Source organism: Pseudoalteromonas sp. SG43-6, from assembly GCF_014164365.1.
Taxonomy (GTDB): Bacteria; Pseudomonadota; Gammaproteobacteria; order Enterobacterales; family Alteromonadaceae; genus Pseudoalteromonas; species Pseudoalteromonas rhizosphaerae.
This window is the reverse complement of sequence record NZ_JACJEZ010000037.1, coordinates 1-23,035: the sequence shown is the minus strand read 5'-3', so window position 1 is coordinate 23,035 and position 23,035 is coordinate 1. Positions and strand designations below refer to the sequence as shown.

General features: G+C 40.6%; 19 protein-coding genes and 1 tRNA gene. 13 read left to right on the top strand and 7 right to left on the bottom strand.

Annotated elements, in window-relative coordinates:
* The first annotated feature begins 211 nt into the window (after positions 1-211).
* The 5 genes from dapB (at position 212) to H5201_RS15425 (ending at position 7,289) form a co-directional block, all read left to right on the top strand.
* Entirely contained in the window at positions 212-1,009 is a 798-nt protein-coding gene (gene dapB, locus H5201_RS15445) for a 4-hydroxy-tetrahydrodipicolinate reductase (RefSeq protein ID WP_182785035.1), read from the top strand.
* 207 nt (positions 1,010-1,216) lie between these two features.
* On the top strand, positions 1,217-2,353 hold the full coding sequence (carA, locus tag H5201_RS15440; protein ID WP_145233083.1) for a glutamine-hydrolyzing carbamoyl-phosphate synthase small subunit: 1,137 nt from the start codon (positions 1,217-1,219) through the stop codon (positions 2,351-2,353).
* Between the two features lie 16 nt (positions 2,354-2,369).
* A complete protein-coding gene (gene carB / locus H5201_RS15435) occupies positions 2,370-5,588 on the top strand; it encodes a carbamoyl-phosphate synthase large subunit (protein WP_149982336.1) in 3,219 nt (1,072 codons plus the stop codon).
* Between the two features lie 49 nt (positions 5,589-5,637).
* Positions 5,638-6,114, top strand: a complete 477-nt coding sequence (gene greA, locus H5201_RS15430) for a transcription elongation factor GreA (protein WP_145233085.1) — start codon at positions 5,638-5,640, stop codon at positions 6,112-6,114.
* A gap of 128 nt (positions 6,115-6,242) precedes the next feature.
* Positions 6,243-7,289: a S66 peptidase family protein gene (locus H5201_RS15425; RefSeq protein ID WP_182717366.1), complete on the top strand. Its 1,047-nt coding sequence runs from the start codon at positions 6,243-6,245 to the stop codon at positions 7,287-7,289.
* A gap of 74 nt (positions 7,290-7,363) precedes the next feature.
* On the opposite strand, the gene H5201_RS15420 is transcribed toward H5201_RS15425, so the two are convergent.
* From H5201_RS15420 to H5201_RS15390, 7 genes are all read right to left on the bottom strand, one after another.
* Positions 7,364-8,875, bottom strand: coding sequence for an OmpA family protein (locus H5201_RS15420; protein ID WP_182717367.1), 1,512 nt, complete (start codon positions 8,873-8,875; stop codon positions 7,364-7,366).
* A gap of 91 nt (positions 8,876-8,966) precedes the next feature.
* On the bottom strand, positions 8,967-9,371 hold the full coding sequence (locus H5201_RS15415) for a hypothetical protein (RefSeq protein ID WP_182785034.1): 405 nt from the start codon (positions 9,369-9,371) through the stop codon (positions 8,967-8,969).
* A 1-nt stretch (position 9,372) separates the two neighbouring features.
* The gene (locus H5201_RS15410) at positions 9,373-10,287 is read right to left on the bottom strand and encodes a zinc dependent phospholipase C family protein (protein WP_182717368.1); all 915 of its coding nucleotides are present in this window, start codon (positions 10,285-10,287) and stop codon (positions 9,373-9,375) included.
* A 389-nt stretch (positions 10,288-10,676) separates the two neighbouring features.
* Positions 10,677-12,299, bottom strand: coding sequence for a PKD domain-containing protein (locus H5201_RS15405; RefSeq protein WP_182785033.1), 1,623 nt, complete (start codon positions 12,297-12,299; stop codon positions 10,677-10,679).
* A 457-nt stretch (positions 12,300-12,756) separates the two neighbouring features.
* A complete protein-coding gene (locus H5201_RS23240) occupies positions 12,757-13,662 on the bottom strand; it encodes a YbjQ family protein (RefSeq protein ID WP_259399708.1) in 906 nt (301 codons plus the stop codon).
* 584 nt (positions 13,663-14,246) lie between these two features.
* Positions 14,247-14,323, bottom strand: a tRNA-Pro gene (locus H5201_RS15395).
* Positions 14,324-14,429: 106 nt separating this feature from the next.
* The gene (locus H5201_RS15390; protein WP_182739772.1) at positions 14,430-15,050 is read right to left on the bottom strand and encodes an arylesterase; all 621 of its coding nucleotides are present in this window, start codon (positions 15,048-15,050) and stop codon (positions 14,430-14,432) included.
* Here H5201_RS15390 and H5201_RS15385 point away from each other — a divergent pair, their 5' ends adjacent.
* The 8 genes from H5201_RS15385 to tolA all read left to right on the top strand — a co-directional run.
* The gene (locus H5201_RS15385) at positions 15,051-15,764 is read left to right on the top strand and encodes an ABC transporter ATP-binding protein (protein WP_145233088.1); all 714 of its coding nucleotides are present in this window, start codon (positions 15,051-15,053) and stop codon (positions 15,762-15,764) included.
* The gene (locus tag H5201_RS15380; protein ID WP_182767626.1) at positions 15,754-18,255 is read left to right on the top strand and encodes an ABC transporter permease; all 2,502 of its coding nucleotides are present in this window, start codon (positions 15,754-15,756) and stop codon (positions 18,253-18,255) included. Before H5201_RS15385 ends, H5201_RS15380 begins: the two co-directional genes overlap by 11 nt.
* Positions 18,256-18,376: 121 nt before the next feature.
* Complete coding sequence (gene ruvC / locus H5201_RS15375; protein ID WP_145233090.1) at positions 18,377-18,901, top strand: crossover junction endodeoxyribonuclease RuvC; 525 nt, start codon at positions 18,377-18,379, stop codon at positions 18,899-18,901.
* 1 nt (position 18,902) lies between these two features.
* Positions 18,903-19,520 (top strand): Holliday junction branch migration protein RuvA, encoded by a 618-nt coding sequence (gene ruvA, locus H5201_RS15370; protein ID WP_145233091.1) that lies wholly within the window; start codon positions 18,903-18,905, stop codon positions 19,518-19,520.
* Between the two features lie 7 nt (positions 19,521-19,527).
* Entirely contained in the window at positions 19,528-20,535 is a 1,008-nt protein-coding gene (gene ruvB / locus H5201_RS15365; RefSeq protein WP_145233092.1) for a Holliday junction branch migration DNA helicase RuvB, read from the top strand.
* Between the two features lie 947 nt (positions 20,536-21,482).
* Positions 21,483-22,187, top strand: coding sequence for a protein TolQ (tolQ, locus tag H5201_RS15360; protein ID WP_149982328.1), 705 nt, complete (start codon positions 21,483-21,485; stop codon positions 22,185-22,187).
* Positions 22,174-22,608, top strand: a complete 435-nt coding sequence (gene tolR, locus H5201_RS15355) for a protein TolR (protein WP_149982327.1) — start codon at positions 22,174-22,176, stop codon at positions 22,606-22,608. The genes tolQ and tolR overlap by 14 nt, the downstream gene beginning before the upstream one ends.
* Position 22,609: 1 nt before the next feature.
* Positions 22,610-23,035, top strand: a 426-nt coding sequence (gene tolA, locus H5201_RS15350; RefSeq protein WP_182785032.1) for a cell envelope integrity protein TolA, incomplete at its 3' end; no start/stop codon positions are given.

The window sequence follows — 23,035 nt, the reverse complement described above, 5'->3', positions numbered from 1 at the left end:
TTTAGCAGCATTTAGTTGTGTGCTTATCAAAGTGATAAGTAACTCAACAGCGCCCGCAAGCCAAAGACCAAATCGGCGCAAAGAAAGAAGTTTAAATGTATAGATGGCTAAAGTCTATGGGTATCTGTTATTATTATTTTAAAAGGCGTACCTGACTATTACATGAGTTTTAGATAAAATCTAGCCAACATAAAAGCAAAGGTTAATTAAAATGAATCGAATTGGCGTATTTGGCGCGAACGGAAGAATGGGGTTAGCACTAGTTGAAGCCGCACATAAGAATAATCATGCCGAGCTCGGTGCAGCCTATGTACGTAGTAGTTCACCTTTATTAAATATTGCTGTTAATCAATTGAATAGTGCAGCCCCTCCGACTGTTAATTTCAGTGATGAGCGCAGCGTAGAGAACATTGACGTATTGATTGATTTTACATTGCCAGCAGGCATGCGTGAGCATCTAAAAACAGCTGTGGCACAAAATATCCCGATGGTGATTGGCACCACCGGTTTAAATGACGACGATATGCTGGCGTTACAAACGGCTGCCAAGCAGATTCCAATTGTGTTTGCGCGAAATTACAGCGTAGGCGTAAATTTACTGTTGAATTTAGTGCAAACCGCCGCCACTAAATTTGGTGATGATTTAGATATCGAAATTTTTGAAGCGCATCATCGCCATAAAATAGATGCGCCATCAGGCACTGCACTTGCCATTGGTGAGGCAATTGCCGATGCAAAAGGGTGGGTGCATGATGAGGTTGCGGTATTTGATCGCAGCCGAGTAGAAACAGAAAAATCGCAAAATGAAATTGGTTATTCGGTGCTCCGAGGCGGAGATATAGTTGGTGAACATACCGCATATTTCGCAACTTCTGGCGAAAGGCTTGAATTAACTCATAAAGCAAGTTCTCGAATGACCTTTGCATTAGGCGCAGTAAGAGCTGCGGGCTGGTTGAAAAATAAGCCTGCAGGACTTTATGACATGCAAGATGTCCTCGACTTGAAGTAGTTTAGTTACTTTTTTGGGTGTTTGGTGGCTTTTTTGGCTTATAGGGCTTATTTTTACTGATTATTGAAATAGGGTTAGACCTAAAAGGCAAATTACTATAAAATAGCGCTAATTTGCCAAAAATTCATAATTGCGTGTTTCCAATCGCTATAAACGGGTAGTAAAGCAAATGACTTTACTCCCGTTTTTTACTGTTAGGAGGTTAACTTGACTAAATCCGCTCTGTTAGTTCTAGAAGACGGCACAGTGTTTCGCGGTACTGCAATCGGCGCTGACGGCATGTCTGTCGGTGAAGTAGTATTCAATACATCAATGACTGGTTATCAGGAAATTCTGACTGACCCTTCATACGCGGAACAAATCGTAACTTTGACGTACCCACACATAGGTAATACGGGTACTAACAGCGAAGACGAAGAAGCGAGTCACATTTGGGCTAAAGGCCTAGTGATCCGTGATTTGCCACTGCTAGCAAGTAATTTCCGTAACGAGCAATCGTTAGATGATTACTTAAAAGAACGTAATATCTTAGGTATTGCAGACATAGACACCCGTAAGCTTACCCGTATTTTGCGCGATAAAGGCGCTCAAAACGGTTGTATTATTGCAGGTGACGAATTAGATGAAAACCAAGCGCTCGCAGCTGCGCAAGCCTTCCCAGGCTTAAAAGGTATGGATTTAGCGAAAGTAGTATCAACCAAGGAAAATTTCGAGTGGCGTGAATCAAGCTGGACATTAGGCGCAGGGTTCAAAACTCTAAACGCAGCCGATGAAAAGTTTCACGTTGTTGCTTATGATTTCGGTGTGAAGCGTAATATTCTCCGTATGCTTGTAGACCGTGGTTGTAAATTAACCGTTGTACCTGCACAAACCTCGGCAGCTGACGTGTTAGCACTTAACCCAGATGGTATCTTCTTATCGAATGGCCCGGGCGATCCAGAACCGTGTACTTACGCCATTGAAGCAATTAAAGCCTTTTTAGAAACTGAAATTCCTATTTTTGGTATCTGTTTAGGTCACCAATTGTTAGCCCTTGCCTCGGGTGCAAAAACAGTGAAAATGAAGTTTGGTCATCACGGTGGTAACCACCCAGTGAAAGATTTAGACCGTAACGTAGTAATGATCACTGCGCAAAACCATGGTTTTGCTGCCGATGAAACAACGTTACCAGATAACCTTCGTGCTACGCATAAATCGTTATTTGACGGAACGTTGCAAGGTATTCACCGCACCGACAAACCTGCTTTTAGCTTCCAAGGTCACCCTGAAGCAAGCCCAGGTCCACACGATGCAGCCCCATTATTTGACCACTTCATCGATTTGATGCAAGCGCGTAACAACTAATTAAACCGGAGTAACAATGCCAAAACGTACCGACATAAAAAGCATTCTTATCCTAGGCGCAGGCCCGATTGTAATCGGCCAAGCCTGTGAATTTGACTACTCTGGTGCTCAAGCGTGTAAAGCACTTAGAGAAGAAGGCTATCGAGTTATTTTAGTTAACTCAAACCCTGCAACAATTATGACCGATCCTGATATGGCTGATGCGACCTACATCGAGCCAATTCATTGGGAAGTGGTAGAAAAAATTATTGAAAAAGAAAAGCCAGATGCAGTGCTACCTACAATGGGTGGTCAAACCGCATTAAACTGTGCGCTAGAACTAGACAAGCACGGTGTATTGGCAAAGCATGGTGTTGAGCTAATTGGCGCAACAGCTGATGCAATCGATAAAGCAGAAAACCGCGAACGTTTCGATATCGCAATGAGAAATATCGGTTTAGAATGCCCGCGTGCTGAAATTGCTCATTCAATGGATGAAGCAAAAGACATCATCAAACGCATTGGTTTACCGTGTATTATTCGACCTTCTTTCACTATGGGCGGCACCGGCGGCGGTGTGGCGTATAACTTAGAAGAGTTTGAAGAAATTTGTGAACGCGGTTTAGACCTTTCTCCAACCAGCGAGCTATTGATTGATGAATCATTGATCGGTTGGAAAGAGTACGAAATGGAAGTTGTGCGTGACAAAAACGACAACTGCATTATCGTTTGTGCAATTGAAAACTTTGACCCAATGGGTGTTCATACTGGCGATTCAATCACCGTTGCTCCTGCGCAAACATTAACTGACAAAGAATACCAATTAATGCGTAATGCCTCTATGGCAGTACTGCGTGAAATTGGTGTTGAAACAGGTGGCTCAAACGTACAGTTTGGTGTTAATCCTGATGACGGCCGTATGGTTATTATCGAGATGAACCCACGTGTATCACGTTCATCAGCACTTGCTTCAAAAGCAACCGGTTTCCCGATTGCTAAAATCGCGGCTAAGCTAGCGGTAGGCTACACACTTGATGAACTACAAAACGACATCACCGGTGGTAAAACACCTGCGTCGTTCGAGCCATCAATCGACTATGTAGTAACAAAAATTCCTCGCTTTAACTTTGAAAAATTTGCTGGTGCAAACGACCGTTTAACCACGCAAATGAAATCTGTAGGCGAAGTAATGGCGATTGGTCGTAACCAACAAGAGTCGTTACAAAAAGCATTACGTGGTCTGGAAGTTGGCGCAACGGGTTTCAACCCAATCGTGGCACTTGACGATCCGAAAGCGAAAGAGAAAATCATCCGTGAATTACGTGAGCCAGGCGCTGAGCGTATTTGGTATATTGCTGATGCAATGCGTCACGGTATGAGCGTTGAAGAAGTGTTTCAGTTAACCAAAGTTGACCGTTGGTACTTAGTACAGATTGAAGATATCTTAAAAGACGAAGCTAAAATTGCCGAAGTGGGCATGGCTGGCTTAAGCGCTGATTTCCTTCGTAAGTTAAAACGTAAAGGTTTTGCTGATCCTCGTATCGCTGAAATTGCCGGTGTGTCTGAAGCTGAAATTCGTAAAAAGCGTCATTTATTAAACATCGTGCCAGTATACAAGCGCGTTGATACGTGCGCTGCAGAATTTAGCTCTGATACTGCATACATGTACTCAACGTACGATGAAGAGTGTGAAGCTAACCCATCTGATCGTGATAAAATCATGGTTATTGGTGGCGGTCCTAACCGTATCGGTCAAGGTATTGAATTTGATTACTGTTGTGTTCACGCAGCCCTTGCACTACGTGAAGACGGTTACGAAACTATCATGGTTAACTGTAACCCTGAAACGGTTTCTACCGACTACGATACGTCAGACCGTTTATACTTTGAACCAATTACCCTTGAAGACGTACTTGAAATCGTACGTGTAGAAAAGCCTGTTGGTGTAATCGTGCAATACGGTGGTCAAACACCACTTAAACTTGCCCGTGAACTTGAAGCTAACGGCGTGCCAGTAATTGGTACTTCACCAGATGCGATTGACCGTGCAGAAGACCGTGAGCGTTTCCAACAACTTGTTGAGCGTTTAAACCTGCTTCAGCCTGAAAATGCCACTGTGACTTCAACTGAAGAAGCGATTTTAAAATCAGCTGAAATTGGTTTCCCACTGGTTGTACGTCCTTCGTATGTACTAGGTGGTCGCGCAATGGAAATTGTGTATGACGAGCAAGACTTACGTCGTTACATGACCGAAGCCGTATCTGCATCAAATGAAGCACCAGTACTACTTGACCGTTTCTTAGATAATGCGATTGAAGTTGACGTTGACGCAATTTGCGACGGCGAGCAAGTGATCATCGGCGGCATCATGGAACACATTGAACAAGCGGGTGTTCACTCAGGTGACTCAGCCTGTTCATTACCAGCCCATTCGTTATCACAAGAAGTGCAAGACGTAATGCGCAAGCAAGTAACTGACATGGCACTGGAGCTTGGCGTGGTTGGTTTGATGAATACACAGTTTGCTGTTAAAGATGGCAAAGTGTACTTAATCGAAGTAAACCCACGTGCAGCGCGTACGGTACCGTTCGTATCAAAAGCGACCGGTGTGGCACTTGCAAAAGTAGCGGCACGTTGTATGGCGGGTCAATCTTTAGCAAGCCAAGGCATTACTAAAGAAGTGATACCACCTTACTACAGCGTAAAAGAAGTGGTATTGCCATTTGCTAAGTTCCAAGGTGTGGATCCTATCCGTGGCCCTGAAATGCGCTCTACTGGTGAAGTAATGGGTGTCGGTGATACATTCGCCGAAGCCTTTGCAAAAGCACAATTAGGTGCAAGCAACACTTTACCACGCGGTGGCCGCGCGTTACTATCTGTGCGTAATAGCGATAAGCCACGTATTGTTGAACTAGCTAAAACCATGACAGACCTAGGTTTTGAACTAGATGCAACAGGTGGCACAGCCGCTGCACTTGAAGATGCTGGTATTGCAGTACGTCGTGTAAACAAAGTATTTGAAGGTCGCCCGCACATTCTTGATAGAATCAAAAATGGCGAGTATAGCTATATCGTTAATACTACCGAAGGTCGCCAAGCGATCGAAGATTCGAAGGTGTTACGTCGTGGTGCATTGCAACACAAAACTAACTATACAACGACCTTGAATGCGGCATTTGCTAACTGTACTGCTAACCAAGCAGACGACCGCAGCAAAGTGACGTCAGTTCAAGAACTACACCTGCGATTGAACTAAGGAAATGTGCCAAGGCCGTTTATCGGCCTTGGGATTAAGTGAGAAAAGTATGCAAACAATTCCGATGACAGTTCGTGGCGCAGATTTAATGCGCAAAGAACTTAACGAATTAAAAACAGTTACCCGTCCAAAAATTGTATCTGATATTGCAGTTGCACGTGAACATGGTGACTTAAAAGAAAACGCTGAATATCACGCAGCGCGTGAGCAACAGGGTTTTTGCGAAGGCCGTATTCAAGAAATTGAAGCTAAGCTTTCAAATGTACAAATCATTGATGTGACTAAACTACCAAATACGGGTAAAGTTATTTTTGGTACCACAGTAACAATCGTTAATGTTGAGACTGATGCTGAAGTTAAATACCAAATTGTTGGTGATGATGAAGCAAGTATTAAAGATAACCGTATTTCGGTTAATTCACCGATTGCCCGTGGTTTAATTGGTAAACAAGCAGATGATGCTGTGATCATTAAAACCCCGAAAGGCGACGTGGAATACGAAATCATTGAGGTTGAGTACATTTAATTACTTTACTCATTTTCACGTTTTTAAAAACCGATGCTTGCATCGGTTTTTTTATGCCATAAACAATCTCGACATTTCTTAATAAATTGGGTACGTTAAGCTAACGTATTGATAATTTGCAGATGTTGATGACAGCAATTACTTTTCCTGACGCATTAAAAAACGGCGATAAAATTGCCATTTGCGCATTTTCATCCGGTGTTGAGAGTATCTTTCACCCACGCCTGGAACGCGTACTTTCTGGCTTAACACGCCGTGGCTACCTAGTAGTCGAGGGTAAATGCTTAAGACAACAAAGTAGCCCAGCAAAACAACGCGCTGATGAGCTAATGGCGTTCTTACTAGATGACAGCATTGCCGCAATTATGCCGCCGTGGGGTGGTGAGCTTGCCATGGAAGTACTTCAGTATATTGATTTTAATGCGGTTAAGTCTGCCAAGCCAAAGTGGTTAGTAGGTTTTTCAGATGTGAGCACGTTTGCCTGTATGCTTACAGTGCGATGTGGTTGGGTAACACTTCATGCTGCAAATCTAATGCAATTACATCCTAACGAGAAAGACAATTACTGCTTGCAAGTTTTTGATGTTCTGGCGCTTGAGAAAAATGGCTATTTCGAACAGGTGCCTGCCAAGTATTATCAGACTAAAGTGATTGATTACGCAAAAGAGCCAGATGCATTATTTGATTATACTCAGCCGAGTCAATGGCGCTGCCTAAACTATCAAGACTCAAGGCAAGTAGAGCTGACGGGGCGGTTATTTGGTGGCTGTTTAGACTCACTTAACGTGTTACTGGCTTCTCCATATCTTGATCTGCATAACTTTAAGCAAACATATGCGCCAGAAGGTTTACTACTTTATTTAGAAAATGCAGAGCTTTCACCTACAGCAGTGGCCCGTACTTTAATGGCGTTGCGGTTAAATGGTGTGTTTGCTGATATTAACGGTATTATTCTGGGGCGTAGTGCTTTGCTTAGCTCTCCAGAGCAAGACATTGATTATTACCAAGCCCTTGAGCTTGCGTTAGGTAATTGTTTATTCCCAGTTATCATCGACGCTGATATCGGACATGTTGCACCCAATTTATGTTTAGTGAATGGCGCGTTTTGCAGTTTTAAAGCCACTATAGATAAAGGCTTAGTTTACAATGCGAGCCTAGTGACCACTTTGCAATAGAACTTCGTACCTAATTGGTGATAAAAATGCATATTAAGGCAATGGCGTTAATATGCATTTTTCGCGATACGTAATTATTTTGAATCAGATAACCTTTCGACTAACTCAACACGTCGATTCAGCTCTCGACCTAATTCGTTTTTGTTAGTGGCTGCGGGAGCATAGGGGCCAACACCTTGAGGTATTAACCTTGTTTTAGCGATACCATAGTCAGCAATTAAAGCTTTAACGACCGCATCAGCCCGACGTTTAGAAAGGTCTAAATTATATTCTGCAGAGCCTTTATCATCTGTGTGACCAACCACATACAAACTCAATGCCTTATTTTTTTCTAAAACTTGCGCAATGACATCCAATGATTGTTTAGATTCAGGCTTTATGACCGCTTTATCGTAGTCAAATAACACCCCATAGATTGAGGCTTTACCTTTTTGCTTAAGTTGCTCTAACACTTTATCGCTATTTGTCTCTATTAACCCAGTTAATAATGGCTCGCTCCGCATCACTACAAGCTGAATACGAGAATCGCCTTCATAGTTACCGATGAAAAAAGCTACATAGGTAGTTTGGCCCTCAACAGTACTTTTCATAACTTGGTATCGAGGTTGGCGCCAGTAATTATAAGCTTGTTTTACAGCGAGTTTATCCCCTAACTTTTGTAAATCCTCACGGATTAACCTATCTCTGGTATTACCACTGCATGAATCTTTTTGACAAGAGAATACCGTTTCAAACCCTGCTTTTACTAAAGCACTTAGATAATTATGATAAATTTTTAGCGTTGACACCCTGTTTACGACATAAGTAATTTGGGTTAAGTCTCCGGTAACGTCTAGCATTGGCAGTGTCTTTGTTTTTGTATCAACAATACCAACAGGAATGCTGAATTCTTCATAATCAACCTGTTTGTAATCTTCAATATAACTGCCTGGGTAGCGACTTATTAATGGATGGTCTGCCGAGCCCCCTTTATCTTTACGTGGTGCCTTGGTTATCTGTTTATTATTGTGTTTGGTAAATGCGTCAAAATTGGCAGTGACAAGTCCTGATTCAATGTCTTTTATATCCACTGTAGTTAATAATACTCGCGTCGTATTTTTATACTGACCAACAAATAACGAAATAGCAGCATCGAGGGACTCATCCCCTTTTGTGGCGAAAATATAGTGAGGTTGTTGGAATTGATTACTAGGGTTAAAGTAGCTAGACTTTTCAGCTAATAATTTTCTTTGTTCACGTTTATCTCCTGAATAACAATCACTTAAAGAACATGTATAAACCACTTTAAAACCAGCATCACTTAACGCACTTTCATAATTTTTTGTTACCTTTAACGAAGCAACATTTTTTATCGTATAAGCGTAATGGCCTGTATCACCAATGAATTTTTTATACTCAAATTGTTGAGACTTTTCAGCTGTAGCAACAAACTTTGTAACAAGGCGAGTTTCTTCACCCGCTAAAATAACGGAGTTCTCCAGCTTGGCACTTGGATAGGGGGAAAGCAAAGGCTCTGCGTGTAGGTTAAATACACATATTAGGGGGGCGATACAAAATATAAGTACCTTGGTTATTTTGTTATTCATTGAAATTCCTTTTATTAATGAAGGTAAACATTGTATTTAAAAAATAAGTTGGCCTAATTAAACTTTATAAAAAAGAATAAATCGCAATTTTTTAACGCTTACAAATTTTGCTGGCGTTGATAGTAACTTTACAGGCTTGCTGATCAGTTGATTGCCAATGTTGGATATCAGATTGCGCAGTACAACCAGCATCTTCAATAAGTAAAATGTCATCCTCACACAGTAATAAAATGGCATTTTTATCTTGAATGAAAACTTTTAACTGATAGTCCTCAAAAGGGGTGAGTTTGTTTTTATTGCTGTTGATAGCAGCCATTAGTAATGCTTGCGGATCAGTATAGGTTTTGGTGCTGAACTTTAATGTGCCATCAACCGCGGCTGAAATATCTTTTAGTTGTGATGCAAGATCAGCCATCTTTTCTGGATCATGTGCATTAGCTAGGCTAGAGCAGCCCACAGATAAAACAATTACTAAGATTAGAGTTAAGTATTTCATTTTAAATATTCCACGCGGTTAAGTTGCCATTTTCGTCTTTACCGTTGTCTAAATTCCAATTACAAATTTGCCAGCACTCTCCATCATTAAAAATAGCATTAGCAATAATCGATATGAAATACTGTATATTTTCAACCGCTAAATTAAAAATGTCGTCGTAGTGCATTGGGCCATTTGGAGTATTAAGCTGCTCAATGTAAGTGTAATCAATCTCATCTTGGCGAGGGTAGAGTAGCCCATTGTTTGCCGCAACATGCCTTGCCCATGGGAAGAGTCGATATCCTTCTTCAGCATGATCAACAACCAGTTGAAAGCCTGAATGCCACGCATCAAAGTCAGGAGCTGCTGATTGTGTGTAATCTGGGTGGATATGCGATAAAACATGCTGCCACAGTTGTTTAATATCTTCATCAAGGCAGTTATTTTGGCTGCTACATGAGCCGATATTAAGCCGAAAGCGATCAGCAAGGCCAATTTCACCCAAGTTTAACCTTGGCCAAATGTAAGCGTCTTGATTCATTTCACAAGTGCGGTGGTCAGTTTGGTTTTGCTCATACGGGCCCACTTTAAGCTCGACCACCGGATGAATGGTGATATCAGCTGCAACATGCGACATATAACCACACAGCCAAGCAAAGCATTTCTCTTGCGCTGATCCCTCTAGATTTTTGCAATACTTTACTGCTTCTTTAATTACATCACCGGTATTGTGATAATGCATTAAATCAGCCCATTTATTTTGCTCTGAATTACCCACAGCTAAATAAGGGTAGTCAGGCGATACACAGCCTAACTCAAGGTATTTTTGATTTTGACTTAAGATCAGCTTTGCTTTGGTAGGAATATTCATTCCAATCAGGGCGTTATTCTCAGTAGCTAAGTTAGCCGCAGTAATGTGTGCAAAGGCACCTGGCATCAGTAAATCCTTCTACTTAGTAGTTTTGTTAATATATTTGCAATTGATCCAAGTTGCAATGGTTAAGTAATTAGTCAAATAGGCTTATTAGTTAGCTTTAAAATGGACTGCGTAATTTTAGTTATCAATAAACGTAACTTGAGCTTAAATCCATCGAGCTCACAGGCTACTGCCAAGCTCTAAAATGGCTATCTATTTTAGTAGGAGTTTAGTTGCCAAGAAGCGGAGACAAAACTAGCTGAGTTGGGCATAACTCAAGCATATCTTTTAGAGGAATCGGCTTATGGTGAGTGTTGACTCGTTTATTCACAGGGTAAAGGAGTTTATGATGGAGCTAAAAAAGACAGTGAGCGGGTCAGCGGCACGAGCTAAGCGTGCCGCATCAGTTGTTACTCAACGATAAATGTAATGCGTTTATGACTCGAATAAGGAGCTATATCATCTTTTGCATAAACAAGCACTTGATAGTTACCTGAGGAAACTAAAGGCAATATTGCTGTATCACTTGTTTCGTTACCAATAGATGCAGCCCTGCCATTTGGCAATAATACGAGCCATGTGTAGGTAATGGGATCTGTTTCTTTGTCATAGGCGTGTGCTTTGAGTGTTAAATTACTGCCTTTGATTTTATTCCCGAACATCTCAACATCGATAATGGTCGGCGCGGAGTTATCGGGATCTTCTACTTTGATTGCGACAAACCTGTTCGTGGTGTTTTCTCCGTCAGAGGCGGCGACTTGTAAAATGTAAAAGCCAGCAACATCAAAACGAACTCTAGCGCGGCTACCTGTTTCAGCAATAATATCTGCTTGGCTATTCGCTGGCCTATTTAGCCACTTCCAGCTCAACTCTACTTGCGCGCCCTCAGGATCTTGTACTTCAGCGTAGAATAATTGCTCTGATAGGGTAAAGGTATTAAGCAATGGGCTTGGCAAGACGTTAAGTGCTGGTGGTGCATTTTGGTCGGAACTAAATGAAATTGCTGTTTTACCAGCATCGCTCTGTTTCTCTGAGACCGTTATCGTTTTTACGACTGATTCCGTACGGTCACTATTTCTATCTTTGAGTGTAAAACGAACCTTGTATTCACCGGCAACATCTGGAATAAAGAAGGAGATATACGACATAGTATAAGCTAATGTTACCTTGCTGGTAGCAGGAACACTGTCGAAGCTAAACATAGGAGTCGCAAAATTGTATTGCATGCTGTCTTTTGCATCAAGGTTAATAAACTCGTTCACTTCAGCGGTTTCAGGTGCGTCAAATGATGCTATGAGCTCTGGTCTATCATCATATACTTCTATCTGTTTAGTTACCGTTTCTGAATAGGCTTTACCATCATGTACCGTTAAGCTGATCGTGAATATGCCATAGTCTCTTCCTTCAAAACTAGCACTTTGTCCTTCAGGGTTGGTGAGAAAGAAGTCTAATGCATTGTTAGCACTGGTAACTTGCCACTTATAATAAATATTATCGCCATCAGCATCTGAGCTATTTTTTCCACTTAGTGTTACTTGCTTATTTTTACCCGCTTTTTCCTCAAAAGGAGTAATAACAGCTGTTGGGGCATGATTTTTTGGCTCAATCGGTTTATCTGAAATGCTCACTGACGCTGTAGCAATAGACTCTGTTGAACCTGACTTAATGATTAGCTGAATTTGATATGTACCAGCTATATCGGCAACAAACTCGCTCATTAGGCTGCTATTATTTGCTATTTTTGCAGAGCTATTATCAGGCTTTTCAATAATTGACCAATCCACGCTTGAAATGGCAGGAACAATGCTACTTGTTCCTACTAATCTGACCGTTGAACCGGTGTATACCGATTGGATCGGATTGATTTTAGCAGTAATGGCACCTGAGCCGGTTGAACTATCGGTAGATGTATCGCTATCGCTATCACTGAGATTATTATTTTCTACTTGTGGCTTAGTTGAACTACCTGAACCGCCGCACGCGGTTAGTGTTACCCCAAGAAATAAAGCCAATAATATTAATTTTTTATTCATTTTAATGTCCCTATACTTTATCCTGGCAAACAAAATACATGCTTTAGAATATTTAATCTAGTTAAAATTTGTTCAGCACAAAGGTCAGCTTGTGCAAATATAGAAGTTAAGTTAAAAGCCCTCAGTAAAAAGTTAAAACTGCAATTGTGCAGTCATTTTCGTGCGCGCAATTTAGGTTTAAGCGGATTAATAACTTATTAAATAGAAAAAATGAAAGTAACCTTGTAGTAAAAGATTAACTCTTAATCTAAAAAGTAAGTGTGGTGGAACAGCATTGTTTGTTCAATTAGAGTGGCTGTCTAGTTTTATAATTTCGCATTCAAGATATATAGGCTTTGCGAAAGCACCTATAGAAAATAAAAGTGTTTTAATAACAATATATTAAAGAGGTATTTTAACTTCTTTGAATAGAATTTTGATATGGCTTTTCGGGCAGTATAGAGCACATATAATATATTTAATTCTCGATAATTACAGCTGTGCCCGAAGCAACGATAAATAACATACCTGATTTACCACCGCCTGATATCTCACTGTAGTCTAGATCAATACCTATTACGGCATTAGCACCAACAGAGATAGCCTCTTTCCTGAGTTCAGTTAGTGCTGTTTGACGGGCATCTCTAAGCGTGTTTTGTATGCTGTTACTTCGACCTCCAAAAGTATCACTAAAACTTGCAAAAATATCTTTAAAAATGTTCATGCCATAAGCGCATTCGGCAGTAATAACATCAATACGTTTTGTAATATTTAAGTTTAGAGCTGTTTCGGTTGTCAGTAGTACGTCTTTTGCTTCAACTTTGTTTAGTTTACTTGCAATAGCGTGTTCTATTTTCTGTTTATCATAGTCTTGTTTGGCTTTACTGCCATTAACACCATATTTTCTGGTTAGGTGGATATCTTTAGCTTTCTCTATTGTGTTAGCTACAGACTCAGAAATTTGTGTTAAGTATTTACCATAATAGAGCACATCGTAATGGTTTTGGTTTTGCTGGGTTCTGATTCCCGCTAATCCAAATTCTTTGTTCATGAATTTAAGGTAAGGCAAAGATATTTCTATTTCATTGCTGTTTAGGTCAGCTAGGTTTGTATCGTCGAAGCCTTCTATGAAAGCATCGCATTCTTTCACACCATGATTTTTATAAATACCAGATTGACTGTAGAGCGTTGTTAAGTTGCATAAAAATTGGCCTTTATACCAAATGGCTGCAATAGCATTATGCCCGTCTTTCTTTAATGCGTATGCTAAGTCTGATGTATTATATGTGTTACCAGTTATATTATTTATTAGCTCTTTATCTTTTAAGCTCCAGTCAGGCTTAGTATTTGATGGTGTTGATTTATCACTTTTAGAAAAAAACATATCTCTCCTTAGAAACTTTAATTGTAAAAAGTAGCTTGATTGTAGAATTGAACTTCAAGCATATGCTGATAGCTATACAAACATGCTTTAACTCTGCCAAGCAAACATTAGCATATAAAAGGGTATAATATGACTTAATAAAGGGGAGTTATGCAAAATTCACATCGAATAGAAAACGATAAACTAATTTTTAAAGCGCTGGTGGAATTGCTCAATCAATCTAGCCGATACAAAAATCCTAGTTATTATGCTTTAGTAAATCACCTTAATAATAAAGGTATTAAGACAAGCTGGGGGAACAATTGGACTCGGAAAAGCTTATTTAGGTATCTACAAAGAAACGGCTTTCTGGTGTGTGGGGCTTACGCAATAGCTTAGATCAATATACGAAACTAGCCAAGTTTATTTAGGGTATTTTCAGACATCGTAAAACGGGAGTTTCGCAACCAGTACGCACGAACAGCTAAATGAAGTAAGCTTTATTTCCCAGCTATAAAATGAGTAGAGTGGCTACAGATTGGCTACACGAAAGGTTTTTAAAGAAAACAACTTATATATAAATGAGGTTAAGTTGTTGAATTAAATGGTCGGTATGGAGAGATTCGAACTCTCGACCCCTGCCACCCCATGACAGTGCGCTACCAAGCTGCGCTACATACCGACGTTGCAAGCAATAGTACGTATATTTTTTCAAAAATCAATAAGCTTTTGTTTGTTTGAACATTTATTGCACGTACTGAGTGAAATAAATCATTTTATGAGGATGTTTAGTTATTTATCCACTCATTGATCGATTTATACATCACATCTCGTAGTATAGGTTGAGCAGTTTTGTTAGGGTGTATGTTGTCGTTTTGCATCAGGCTATTATCAGCAGCGACATTCAAGATAAAAAATGGCATTAAATGGCTGTTTGTGGCACCAGCAACCTCAGCAAAACTAGCGGTAAATAATCCGGTATAACGTGGCCCATAGTTAGGCGGGATGTGTACTTCCATAATCGCTACTTTGGCATCAGCTTGTTTGCTCTTGCTCACTAAACTGGCTAGGTTTTCTTTTAGGCGTTTAATTGGAAAGCCACGCAGGCCGTCGTTACCACCAAGCTCTATAAGTACATGGCTCGGTTGAAACTCATTAAGTAGGGCGTCTAAACGACGCAGTGCGCCACCGGTGGTTTCGCCACTGATACTGGCATTGATAAGTTGGATCGGCGCTTGCTCGTTGTCGTACTTATCTTGTAACAGTTTAACCCAGCCTTGCTCTTGTTTTAAGCCGTAGGCGGCGCTTAAACTATCACCTAAAATTAAAATTGTGTTGTCAGCTGCCGCACTAAGTGGTTTGATTACTAATAGTAAAACGAAAATAAAACGTAGGATTGAATACATCATATGTCAGCGCTATCTCAATTAAATATCATTCAGGTTAAAGGTCTTTCTAAAACGGTTAATACCCTTGAAGGGGATTTGCCCATCCTCAGTGACATCACCTTTAATGTCAAGTCTGGAGACTCAGTTGCTGTAGTTGGTACCTCAGGTTCAGGTAAATCAACTTTATTAAGTTTGCTCGCAGGACTTGACCAATCGACTCAGGGATCAATCTATTTAGATGGTGAGCCACTGCATGAACTTGATGAAGAAGCGCGTGCGGCATTAAGAGCTGCAAAAGTCGGTTTTGTATTTCAATCATTTATGTTGGTACAGAGTTTAACAGCACTAGAGAATGTGATGTTACCGGCAGAGCTCGCTGGTGAAAAAAATGCCAAGCAACAAGCACTCGATCTACTGGAAAAAGTAGGTTTAAGTCATCGAATTGAGCATTATCCGTCGCAATTGTCTGGTGGTGAGCAGCAGCGTGTAGCGATTGCTCGCGCATTTATTGGCACACCAAAGATTTTATTCGCCGATGAGCCATCAGCAAATCTTGATAGCAAAAATGGTAAGTTAATTGAGTCACTGTTATTCGAGCTTAATCAGCTTCATGGCACGACGTTGATTTTAGTCACACATGATGAGGCGTTAGCAGCAAAGTGTCAGCATGTGTTACAAATTGAAGCGGGTCAATTAGTTAAAAATACCAATGAGGCTGTGGCGAATGTGGGTTAAATTAGCATTAAAATTATTTAGCCGTGAATTTCGCCGTGGTGAACTCACGGTGATTTGTGCGGCCATAGCGTTGGCGGTATTGACGGTTTTAACGCTTTCTATGGTGACTGATCGCATAGGGCAAAGCATCGCACAAAAAAGCAGTGCCTTTATTGCCGCTGATCGCGTACTGGCAAGCAACCATGAATTACCGGGTGAATATTTAACAACAGCAAGCGAATACAACTTACAAACCGCACAGCTCACTTACTTTGATACTATGTTGTTTGCTAATGACGAAATGCAATTAAGCTCAGTAAAGGCGGTGTCGGAGCATTATCCACTTAAGGGCGAACTAAAAGTTAAAAGCAGTTTAACCGGTGATGTTGAAGTGGCCACGCAAGGGCCAACTGTTGGTAATGTGTGGTTTAGTGAATCGGTATTTTATGCACTAAATGTAAAAGTAGGTGATACGGTTGAGCTAGGCGCTGCGCAATTTAATATTGAAAAAGTATTGGTGGAAGAGCCAGATGCGCCATTTAATATTTTTTCAAGTAGTCGTCGTGTGTTGTTAAATAACCAAGATGTAGACAAAACTGAAGTGATCCAGCCGGGCAGCCGTGTTTTTTACCGCCAGTTGTATGCAGGGGATGAGAGTAACCTTACTGACTTTTATAGCTGGTTAAAACCACAAATGAAAGAAAATCAGCAATGGTATGGTGTTAAAGACAGACAATCGCCGATTGCAAATAGCTTAAACCGCGCTGAAAGCTTTTTATTATTAGCGGGATTATTGGGCATTATTTTAGCGGCGGTGGCGATTGCCGTGTCTGCAAAGCGTTATTGCGAACGCCAATATGACCCAGTTGCGATGATGAAAACCTTAGGTGGTAGCCGATCGACAATTCGCAAAATTTACTTACTGCATTTATCACTGGTGTGTGCTTTGTCGGTCATACTTGGCTTAGCCATTGGCTATGGTTTACAAGAGATAGCCACTAGTTATTTAGCTAAATCAATGAACAATACTCTTCCTGCAGCGGGTATAAAACCGTGGTTTGTGGCGATTAGTACTGGCGTTATCTGTGCCGTGATGTTTTCAATCAAGCCATTATTAGATTTATTTGATATTCCACCGCTTAGGGTATTACGCCGTAACTTAGGCGATAAGCTACTAGTAAGTAAAGTGCATTTAGCGATGTCGGGCTTAACAGTCTTTTTATTAATGTGGTTGTTTAGTAATAACCTTAAAATTACCGCTATTTTGTTTGTCTCTACTTTAATTTTGATTGCAATACTGTTTGTATTATCTCGGTTAATTTTTGGCAGCGGACGTAAACTAGGATTGCGCCCGGGGAATAGTTGGTCATTAGCGATTGCTTCGTTGCAAAAACGTGCCAATGCTAATGCGGTACAGTTGATCAGTTTTTCGTTGGCAATAAAGCTATTGTTATTTTTAGTGGTGCTGAAAAACGATATGATCGCAGATTGGCAATCGCAACTTCCAAGCGACGCGCCGAATGCTTTTTTAGTAAATATAACCGAAACTGAATTGCCAGACGTAACAAGCTTTTTAGAGCAAAAAAATATTCAAGTATCTGAGTTCTATCCGACTATTCGTGGTCGCGTAAACGCTGTTAATGGTGAATTAGTTGCTCGCGAAGTCTCATTACAAGATAACGAGAAGAAAGACGAAGAAGCACGCGCAGGTATTGGCCGAGAGCTAAACCTTACATGGTTAGAGCAAGTCCCTGTGCAAAATGAGATCATAGACGGGCAGTGGTTTGGCGACAATGCCACCGCTGAAGCATCGATCGAAGAATCTATGCTAGAACGCTTAGATGTGAAACTGGGTGATACGCTAACATTTTTGATTGGCGCCCAGTCATTTGATGCCAAAATCACCAGTGTTCGTAAAGTTAATTGGGCTACTTTGAAGCCTAATTTCTTTATTATATTAAGCCCTGATGTATTGGCTGATTTTCCTGCGACGTATATTTCATCGGTGCGTATCGAAGCCGATCAAAAACGCGATTTTAGTGAGCTACTACGTGCCTACCCGACAATCAACGCCATCGACGTTGACAGCTTTGTCAAACAAATACGCTCTACTATTTCGCAAGTGTCATTAGCAATTGGATTTGTACTGGCGATAGTGGTGATGTGTGGTGGCTTGGTTTTAATTTCGCAAGTGCAAGCAAGCCTTGGTGAACGGATGCAGGAAATTGTCATATTGCGTACCTTAGGCGCCAAAGGGCGGCTAATAAAAAATGCCACTTTATATGAGTTTTTACTGTTGGGCAGCGCTGCTGGTTTTGTCGCTGCACTGGTTAGTGATGTGGCTTTATTAATAGTGCAACGTGAGATGTTTGATTTAGCTGGTAAGTTACACCCACACATTTGGTTAATAGGGCCATTAGTGGGTGGTGTGTTTGTGGCGTCACTGGGCTACTTTATGATAGCTAGAACCATGCGTAAAAATACCCAAGGGTTACTGCGCTCTTTAGCCTAAAAGGTTAGCAATTAAACAAGCCCGTTTTTACGGGCTTTTTTATGCCAACAATGCACTGGTAATTTATACAGTGCTCTGGCATTATTAGCGTACTTAACTATTTACACTGATTGGGCAAGTATTGGCTATTATTTTAGGGATTGATCCTGGCTCACGATTAACCGGTTATGGGGTGATTGCCCATCAAGGTGCTAAATTTACTTATTTAGGAAGCGGTTGTATAAAACTAGCCGATCACGAGTTTCCTATTCGATTAAAAATGATTTATCAAGGGATCAGTCAACTAATCGAACAATTCTCTCCCGATCATTTTGCCATTGAAAAAGTATTTATGGCGCATAATCCTGATTCAGCTCTTAAATTAGGCCAAGCCAGAGGGGCTGCAATTGTTGGTGCGGCAATGGCTGAGTTACCGGTGTTTGAATACTCGGCGCGGCAAATTAAACAAGCGGTGGTAGGGCACGGTGGTGCCGATAAATCGCAAGTGCAGCATATGGTTAAAAATATTTTAAAATTACCAGGCACACCGCAAGCGGATGCAGCCGATGCATTAGCCATTGCGATATGCCATGCTCATTCCGATCAAAATTTAATAAAACTAGCGGGCAGTGCCAGTAAAACCGTTAGAGGACGATTAAGGAAATAACATGATAGGTCGCTTAAATGGCATCTTAGTAGAAAAACAACCGCCAGAAATTTTGCTTGAAGTAAGCGGTGTTGGTTACGAAGTTAACATGCCGATGACGTGTTTTTATGATTTACCAAACATTGGCGAAAATGCCATTGTGTATACACATTTTGTAGTAAGAGAAGACGCCCAGTTATTATTTGGCTTTAATAATAAAATAGAGCGAGCATTATTTAGAGAGCTATTAAAAGCCAATGGCGTTGGGCCAAAGCTCGGATTAGCAATACTTTCAGGGATGTCGGCTAAGCAATTTGTTAGCTGTGTGAATAACGAAGATGCCACCAGTTTAGTGAAACTGCCAGGTGTAGGTAAAAAAACCGCAGAGCGCCTGGTACTTGAAATGAAAGACCGATTAAAAGATTGGGGTAATGACTTATTCACGCCATTTAGTGATAATGCAGTTATAGAGCCCGCATCTGACGCACTTATTGCTAATAATGCGGCAGATGATGCAATCTCTGCGTTAGTGTCATTAGGTTATAAATTGGCGCAAGCACAAAAAACAGTAAAATCAGTGGCCAAGCCTGGTATGTCTACAGAGGTTCTGATCAAAGAATCTCTAAAATCAATGTTGTGAGTAAACCATGATTGAAGCGGATCGTTTAATAGATGCGACTGAACAAAGTAATGAAGATGTAGTCGATCGCGCGATTAGACCAAAACTATTAGCCGATTATACTGGTCAGCCCCATGTTAAACAGCAAATGGAAATATTTATAGAAGCTGCACGGAGTCGGGGTGAAGCGCTTGATCATTTATTAATATTTGGTCCGCCGGGTTTGGGTAAAACCACACTAGCAAACATTGTTGCGAATGAGCTGAATGTCAGTATTAAAACAACCTCGGGCCCAGTGCTTGAAAAAGCCGGTGATTTAGCCGCACTACTGACCAATTTAGAAGAAGGCGATGTACTTTTTATTGATGAAATACATAGGCTAAGCCCGCAAGTTGAAGAAATACTCTATCCTGCAATGGAAGATTATCAACTCGATTTAATGATTGGTGAAGGGCCAGCAGCTCGTTCCATTAAGCTCGATTTACCCGCTTTTACCTTAATTGGCGCAACCACTCGCGCAGGCTCGTTAACTTCACCACTTAGAGACCGTTTTGGTATTGTGCAGCGTTTAGAGTTTTATTCGGTGGCAGATTTATCAACTATAGTGGGGCGATCTGCTCATTATTTAAATTTAGCCATGTGTGATGAAGGTGCCATTGAAATTGCTAAACGCTCTCGTGGTACGCCACGTATCGCTAATCGATTATTACGCCGGGTACGAGATTACACGCAAGTTAAATCAGACGGTACTGTAAATGCCGAAGTGGCAGAGCTGGCACTTAATATGATTGATGTCGATAAAAGCGGCTTTGATTATATGGACCGTAAATATTTACTCGCGATCATTGAAAAGTTTATGGGGGGGCCGGTAGGGTTAGACAACTTAGCCGCCGCCATCGGTGAAGAAAAAGAAACCATTGAAGATGTGATCGAGCCTTACCTCATCCAGCAAGGATTTATCCAACGTACGCCAAGAGGGCGTATTGTGTCTGATAACGCCTATCATCACTTTGGCTTATTACCCAAACAAGAATAAAGTACATTTATTGTAGCTGTATGCGTGCGTATGGCTGCAAACCCACCTCATACATCTTCTATACTGTTCTTTTAGCCACTATTCAAATGTCTATTTTGCTGTGTTTAAGTTAATCGCGTGATTAGCATATTACTTAAAGTTTAGATTATTTAGTTATTTGGGCTAATGCAATTCACATACTGTTAAGTTTGTAAACGATATTGTATGCGCCATAGCGAGGTAGTGCTGTGCGTGATTTGCAGGCAAAAAAAAGCCCGCATAAAATGCGGGCAAACAACAAGTTGAAGGAAGTAATCTAAGTAACACTGCTTAAATTCATCAAGTTTTATCAAGAAGACTTTAAGCGTAGCAATACGAAAAATCAGAATCATATTGCAAAGAACTGGGCTGAATGAAGTATTCATTGCTGCGCTAGCTCGGTATGGGAGAATAATACGCAATAGTTGGTTTTTGTTCAAACTAGAAAAATTTAATTTTCAGATAAAAAAAACTAATAGCAAGATTTTTATGAGCGCTTTATTTTTGTTCATAAAATTCACGGCCGTATATTAATCTATTGAATTTGTGATGTTTTATTTGTTTGAATGATTTTTTTATAGATTAGTTAAACTGTTGCAATGACTATGCTTATAGTCAATTATGCTTGTTTATTCATTAAGAGTGAATAAAGAGGGTGTTTTACACAGTTTTTGTTTATAAATAAGCACCCCAGCATGTATTTACCTCGGCAGTACAATCTTAAATTGTTGCGTCAAGATTGCCGAACAAGGCTATAAAACTGGAGTCAGCCTGCTCTTCAACGTTTTTTGTTGCTAATTCACAGCAATAGCGTTGTCAGTACTGAGCTGAATAGATACACTAGTTGCAACTTTTGGCCATTTTTTCGGTCATATACCTAGCGTATAATGAAATGTTATTTATACAAGAAATCTTATTAGGAGTTTAATGTGGGTTCAGGGCTTAATTTTTTAGATTTAATTCTAGAAGCAAGTTTTCTTGTGCAATTAGTTATGCTGGCATTATTAGCTATGTCAGTGATGTCATGGGCAATTATTTTTCAGCGTAAAAAAGCAATTTCGGATGCATTATCCAATACTAAGCGATTTGAGCAAAAATTTTGGTCAGGCATTGATTTAAGTAAACTCTACAATGAGATCTCATCGCGTAGCGGTAGCTCAACCGGCGTTGAAGCATTATTTATAGCAGGCTTTAAAGAGTTTGCTCGTCATAAGAAAAACTCTTTTCAAAGTGCTAGCATTGTAATGGAAGGGACGCATCGTTCAATGCGAGTTGCGTTATCTCGCGAAATCGAAAAATTAGAATCAAGTTTATCGTTTTTAGCAACAGTGGGGTCTATCAGTCCTTACATTGGTTTGTTTGGTACTGTATGGGGCATTATGAATGCTTTTATTGCGTTAGGCGAAGTTAAGCAAGCAACCTTACAAATGGTTGCCCCAGGTATAGCTGAAGCGCTTATTGCAACAGCTATGGGTTTATTCGCTGCTATTCCAGCGGTTATTGCATACAACCGTTTTGCTAATAGAGTTGAAAAGCTAGAATCTAACTACATTAACTTTATGGAAGAGTTTGCAAATATTTTACACCGTCAAGCAGCTACCCAAATAGAGGCAAAAGCGAATGTATCAGCGTAAGAAGCGTCGTCCTGTTGCAGAGATAAACGTAGTTCCTTACATTGATGTAATGCTGGTGCTACTGATTATTTTTATGGCCACTGCGCCTTTGATCACTCATGGCGTTAAAGTTGATTTGCCAAAAATGGAAGAATCAGATTTAGTTGATACTAAAGATACGCCACCGATCATTGCTTCAATTGATGCACAAGGTAAGTACTATGTCAGTATCGGTACTGATCCAGAAGAACCGATGGAAGCATTAGATGTTGCCGCTGTTATCAAGTTGCAACTGATGAAAAACCCAGAAACCCCAGTGATGATCAAAGGCTCAGGTAAAGTATCGTATCAAGAAGTACTATTATTGATGGATTTCTTAAAAAATGCCGGTGTACCTTCAGTTGGATTAATGACTGAATCGTTTGAAGGGAATAAAAGCTAATATGGGTCCTTCAGTATTAAAATCAGTGCTATTGCACCTCGCTATAGTTGGCGTTTTGATTGGAACCGCGAGTTTTCATACTTCACCGCCTACAGTAATGGAAGTTACCTTGAACAAGGCTATGCCTGATGCTGAAAATGCTGTTTCAGCGGTGACTGTTGACCAGAAAATGGTTGAACAAAAAATTGCTGAGTTGAAACGCAAAGAAGATGATAAAAAACGTGCTGAAGATAAGCGCATTCGTGATTTAGAGCGCCGAGCATCTGATGCACGTAAACAGCGTGAATCTGAAGACCGCCGGATCAAAAAGTTAGAGCAAGAGCGTCGCGCGAAAGAGAAAGAAACCGCACAAGCCCAAGCTCAAGCTAAAAAAGCGCGTGAAATAGAGCAAAAAGAACGTGAAAAAGCGAAGCAGGCTGAAAAGCAA